6 protein-coding genes are annotated in these 5,772 nt (G+C 28.1%); 4 read left to right on the plus strand and 2 right to left on the minus strand.

The window, feature by feature from the left end:
* Both ACI3VO_RS04265 and ACI3VO_RS04270 read right to left on the minus strand, forming a co-directional pair.
* Window positions 1–335: oligosaccharide flippase family protein (locus tag ACI3VO_RS04265; RefSeq protein ID WP_439756733.1), on the minus strand; the 335-nt coding region annotated here is incomplete at its 3' end.
* 42 nt (window positions 336–377) lie between these two features.
* The gene (locus ACI3VO_RS04270; protein WP_439756734.1) at window positions 378–1,172 is read right to left on the minus strand and encodes a histidinol-phosphatase HisJ family protein; all 795 of its coding nucleotides are present in this window, start codon (window positions 1,170–1,172) and stop codon (window positions 378–380) included.
* A 121-nt stretch (window positions 1,173–1,293) separates the two neighbouring features.
* Between ACI3VO_RS04270 and ACI3VO_RS04275 the strand changes: the two genes are divergently transcribed.
* The 4 genes from ACI3VO_RS04275 to ACI3VO_RS04290 all read left to right on the plus strand — a co-directional run bounded on the left by ACI3VO_RS04275 (window position 1,294) and on the right by ACI3VO_RS04290 (window position 5,559).
* Window positions 1,294–2,712 (plus strand): PLP-dependent aminotransferase family protein, encoded by a 1,419-nt coding sequence (locus ACI3VO_RS04275; RefSeq protein ID WP_439756735.1) that lies wholly within the window; start codon window positions 1,294–1,296, stop codon window positions 2,710–2,712.
* 86 nt (window positions 2,713–2,798) lie between these two features.
* The gene (locus tag ACI3VO_RS04280) at window positions 2,799–3,014 is read left to right on the plus strand and encodes a DUF896 domain-containing protein (protein WP_320624337.1); all 216 of its coding nucleotides are present in this window, start codon (window positions 2,799–2,801) and stop codon (window positions 3,012–3,014) included.
* Window positions 3,015–3,044: 30 nt separating this feature from the next.
* A complete protein-coding gene (locus tag ACI3VO_RS04285) occupies window positions 3,045–4,424 on the plus strand; it encodes an aminopeptidase (protein ID WP_439756736.1) in 1,380 nt (459 codons plus the stop codon).
* A gap of 406 nt (window positions 4,425–4,830) precedes the next feature.
* Window positions 4,831–5,559, plus strand: a complete 729-nt coding sequence (locus ACI3VO_RS04290) for a hypothetical protein (protein ID WP_439756737.1) — start codon at window positions 4,831–4,833, stop codon at window positions 5,557–5,559.
* Window positions 5,560–5,772: the final 213 nt, after the last annotated feature.

Raw genomic sequence — 5,772 nt, forward strand, 5'->3', positions numbered from 1 at the left:
TTGCTATTTAGTGATACGAATATTGAAATAAAAAAAGCTATAAAAAAAGCTATGTACAATGTTGATATAAAGTATGTATTTGTTCCCTTTTTATTTTTTAATGTATTTGTAGTAGATATAAAACAGCTTAGAGCTGTTGGAATACCAGTAGTAGTCAGTGCAACACATATCATAAGAAAGTTAAATACTATATGGTATATTCCAAGACCCTGTTCTCCAATTATATTGGATAGAAAAATTTTATATATAAATCCTAAACCTCTTACAATTATATTGGAAATTGACAGAATGATAGTAGCCAATAAAAGATTTGGAATTTTTATCAAAAAAATCACCTCCTATGATTAATATTTATTCTAAGGAGGTTAAAATCATTCTTATATTTTATTAAAGATAGGCTTCATCTTGTCGAATGTACAGATGTAATTAAAGCCTGTTTCCTTTAAATAGTCGTAAATGTATTTGAAATTACAAGCTAAAAATCCTGTGTGATGACCGTCAGAGCCAGTAGTTATTATCTCTCCACCAAGCTCTTTATATAGCTTAATGATTTTTCGAGATGGAGTTAAATCTGGAAGGTTGTATTTAAAGCAAGAGGTATTGATTTCGATGCCCTTTCCATCGTAAATAGCCTGTTTTAAAATTTCTGTGATTATATCTATAAAATAGTCGTCATCTAAAATTTGATCATATGGACCGTATCTTTTTACTAGGTCTAAATGACCTAAAATGTTGTAGGATTTAAAGTTTTTTACAATATTTAAATATTCTCTATAGTAGATATCATAGGCTTCATATACATCTTTATCCTCGAAAAAATCCTTGTAATATAAATCCATTCTATCTATAGCGTGTTGAGAGCATATTACAAAATCAAATGGATATTTTTTTACATCTTCTGCGCATTTTTCAAATAACTGCTTTTGAAGTCCAAATTCAATTCCTTTTTTAATACTTATTTTGTCTTTATATTTTTCAATATAGTAATTCAAGCTCTCAAAATATTTATCGTAGTCTACAATAAAATGATCCATATATTTTATATCGTAGTCTACATGGTCTGTAAAACAAATCTCTTTTAAATTTAAATCTATAGCCCTTAAAATCATTTCCTCCATAGATGATTTGCCGTCTGGAGAAAAATTAGAGTGTATATGATAATCTGAGTACATAAACTTTTTACCTTTCTAAATAAATTAGTATATAATATATACATATTAAATATATCAGAGGAAAAAATTAGCATCAATATATAGCTAGATAAAATTTAAAATAAATATATAGAGGTAAGAAATGGATAAATATAAATTAGAGTTAAATAAGAGTAGCAGTAAATATTTACAAATTTATAATTTTATAAAGCAATTAATCATCAGCAATCAAATAAAAGAACATGAAAAATTACCTCCAATTCGTAAGTTAGCAGATTACATGGGGGTTAACAATGCTACAATAGTAAAGGTATATGAATTGCTTGAAAATGAAGGATATGTTTATAAAATCGTGGGAAGTGGGACTTTTGCTTCAAATCTAAAATTAAAGAAGAAAAAAAGTGTAAAAAGAGAAGGACTAATACATTTTGACAGTGGAAATCCATCTGCAGATATGTTTCCTATTGAGGATTATAAAAAAGCTATAAACATGGCTTTAGAGAGAGATGGATCTACTATATTTGATTATGATGAAGGTAAAGGATCTAAAGAGCTTAGAGAAGAAATCAGTAAATATTTGAGAGCAAAACAAATAAATACAGATAAGGAAAATATACAAATTATATCAGGTGCACAGCAGGGTATAGATATAGTTTGTAAGGGACTTATAAATTATTCAGATGTTGTATTTGTTGAAGAACCGACATATAATGGTGCATTGGAGGTTTTTAAAAGTAGGGGAGCTAAGGTAATATCTATACCTATGTTAGATGACGGTATAGATATAGGAATTTTAAAGCTAAAGCTCGAAAAAATAAAACCTAAATTAATGTATGTTATGCCCAATTTTCAAAATCCAACAGGTATATCTTATTCAGCTTATAAAAAAAGAAAATTAATAGAGTTGTCAGAGGAGTATGATTTTTATATACTAGAAGATGATTTCATAAGTGATTTTCCATTTGACTCAGAGGATAATCATCCACTAAAGAGCTACGATAACAATGATCGAGTAATTTATATAAAGAGTTTCTCAAAAATTTTAATGCCAGGTCTTAGAATAGGTATAGTGGAAATACCTATGGAGCTTCAGTCTAAAATCCTTTGGGCGAAATATTCTTCTGATATTTCAACACCGGGCTTAATACAAAAGTCTATGTACTACTATATGAGCTGTTTTAACTGGGAGGAATATCTAAATAATATAAGCAAAATTTATTATGAAAAATATAGCTTGGCAAAGAAACTAATAGATGAAAGTTTGAGTGACAAATTGAAGGTTAGAAAAGCTGTAGGAGGTATTAATTTCTTTTTAGAGCTTCCGAGGGGGTATTCATCCAATGATTTTTACAATTTTATATTGGAAAAAGGTGTTATAATTACACCTGGAACTTATTTCTTTGATAATATAATGGACGATAGATATTTTAGAATAAATGTAGCAAATGCATCCTTAGACGATATTAGAGAAGGAATATCTATAATAGGTGAAAATTTAGATGACTTTTTTATCAATTACAAAGAGAGAAATAATTTAAGAAGTAATAAAATATTTTATTAGTAGAAATATTATAATAAAAACAATAAAAAAATTAAGTAAAGGAGAAGCCAAATATGAGATTTTATGGGTATTTGGCGAGAATAATTATGTTTGATCAAAAGAAAATAGATAGAATTAACGAGCTTGCGAGAAAAAATAAGACAGAGGAAGGTTTAACACCAGAAGAAATAAAAGAAAGAGATGTTTTAAGAAAAGAGTACTTAGCTAACTTTAGAGCTAATTTTAGAGCTAGACTAGAAAATATAGAAGTAGTATCACCAGAAGAATACGAAAGACGTATGAAGGCGAAGAAAAAGAACTAAAATTTTATCGAGTAAATGGGGGAATAAAAAATGGAACTTAAATACGAGCTAAGAAATGGATGGAAAGTCATAGATGAAATGGATAATATGAAAAATGTCATGCAGTATTCTGATGAGTATATGGATTTTCTAAACAAAGGAAAAACAGAGAGAAGATGTGTAAAGGAAATAGAAAGCTTAGCTATAAAAAAAGGATTTAAACCACTAGATGAGCTAAGTGAAGTAAAGCCTGGAGATAAAATATACTGCATAAATAGAAATAAAAATATAGCTCTATTTATAATAGGTAAAAAAGACATAGAAAAAGGATTGAAAATAGTAGGAAGTCATATAGATTCACCTAGATTAGATTTAAAACCAAATCCACTATATGAAGATGATAGCATGGGATATTTTAAAACTCACTACTACGGTGGAATAAAAAAATACCAATGGGTTACAATACCTCTAGCACTTTATGGACTAGTTGTATTAAAGGATGGAAGTAGTGTTGAAATAAGTATAGGAGACGAAGAAAACGACCCTGTATTTTGTGTAACAGATTTACTTCCTCATCTAGCAGCTAAGCAAAAACAAAAAACTCTAGCAGATGGTATAGAGGGAGAAGATTTAAATGTCTTAATAGGAAGTATTCCAGATGAAAAGGAAGAAAAAGAAAAGGTTAAAGCTAATATTTTAAAATTATTAAATTCTAAATACAACTTAGTAGAAGAGGACTTCATAAGTGCAGAAATAGAAGTCGTTCCAGCTGGCAAGGCTAGAAATGTTGGATTTGACAGTTCTATGATATTATCTTATGGACATGACGACAGAGTTTGTTCATTTGCAGCTGTAAAGGCAATACTTGATACTGAAAATCCAGAATACACAGTATCAGCATTTTGTGCAGATAAAGAAGAAACTGGTTCTAATGGTAATACAGGTATGCATTCTAGATTTTATGAAAATACAGTTGCAGAATTAATAAACCTACAAACAGATTACTCTGATTTAAAATTGAGAAGAGCATTTTCAAATTCTAAGGTTTTATCAGCTGATGTAAATGCAGGATACGATCCAAATTATCCTTCTGTATACGAAAAAAATAACTCTTGCCATGTGGGCTGTGGAGTATGCATATCTAAGTATACAGGAGCAAGAGGTAAAAGTGGCACAAGTGATGCAAATGCTGAATTTGTCGGCGAAATAAGAAGCATATTTAACGAAGCAAATGTAGTATGGCAAAGCGGTGAATTAGGTAAGGTCGACGAAGGTGGAGGCGGAACTATAGCTTACATCTTAGCTAATTACGATGCACAGGTTTTAGACTGTGGAGTTGGAGTTTTAAGCATGCACGCACCTTATGAAATAATATCAAAGGCTGATATATTTGAAATGTACAGAGGCTACAAAGCATTTTTTAATAAATAGAAATTTATATGTATATAGGGGCTGTCGCACTAAGAAATAGGCGATACCCTTTTTGTTGAAGAAAAAATCCCAAGTTCAAAAGATCTTGGGATTTTTTGTATAATAGAAGATAATCAGCAATTATCTTTTCTATTGTTTTGTAAATATAATTTTTATTTTAACAAATGATATAAATTTGGTGATTTATATAGATAAAACCCATTATATATTACAAAGTTGTTGATTTATAGGGTAGATTTAGTATATTATTAAAATAAGGGATTAGTTACAAAATTTTAATTTTAAATAAATTTATATAACAAAAATGTTACAGGTATTAAAAAAATGTGTTTTTAATGTGGAAATAAGTATAATATAAATAAGTTGTATATATGTTGTACCTATAAAATGAGAGGAGGGCGAGCATATGAGAATTATAAAAAAGTTAACTTTAATGATAATACTTTTGACATTCTTAGTTGGATGTTCAAATTCAAATATAAATTCTAAAAAACCTTCAAAGGAAGCTATAGAAAAAAACACGATGACAAAGGTACAAAATGATGTAAATGTGATTATGGATAAAGATTACGACTATGTTTTGAAAAATATGGGTAATCCTTATAGTATAGTTTATTCATTAAAAGTAGATGATATAGATGTATTTAAGGATTTAGAAAAAATGAGAAATGGGAAAAATATAGAGATTTTAGGTAAGGGTCTAGTATATCCTAAATACACTTCAGATTATAAATTTTCTGGAAGTGCCATTTTTATAGGATTGAAGGATGATAAAGTCAATAGAGTTGAAACCTGCGATTTTAAAAATTTTGATATATCACAAGTAAAAGATAAAAATGCTAATGTTGCAATTTTAAAATATCAAGAGTATGATAGTTTAAACAGTGAAAGTATAGATGAGAATAGTCTGGAAAGATATATAGGTGAAGATAAAAGCAGTATATCGAATATAACTAAGCATAAACAATGTCAATATAGTATTTATGCAGAGATAGAAGAAAATATAAATATAGAAGCTTACCATATGGAGGATGATCAATTTCTTATAGTAGTATTTGAGGACAATTCCATTGAATTTATAGACAAAACAAATTTTTCAAATTTATTGTCTACTCTAGAAAAAGAAATGAATTAGAAATTTAACAGGAGGGGGTGTCGCAAAATAGAATAAAATCTATTTTGTGTACATCCTCTTTTTTTGACAACACATAATTAATTTTATATGATATACTTAAAAATGTTTTAAAAAATAAGAAAATCTTTATTTTAAAGATCCATAATGTAGATTTTCTTGAAACACATATACGGAAATTATATCTATCCATAATTTAAAAATGAATATAATTTC

The sequence above is a fragment of the Intestinibacter sp. genome, from assembly GCF_051866655.1.
Taxonomy (GTDB): Bacteria; Bacillota; Clostridia; order Peptostreptococcales; family Peptostreptococcaceae; genus Intestinibacter.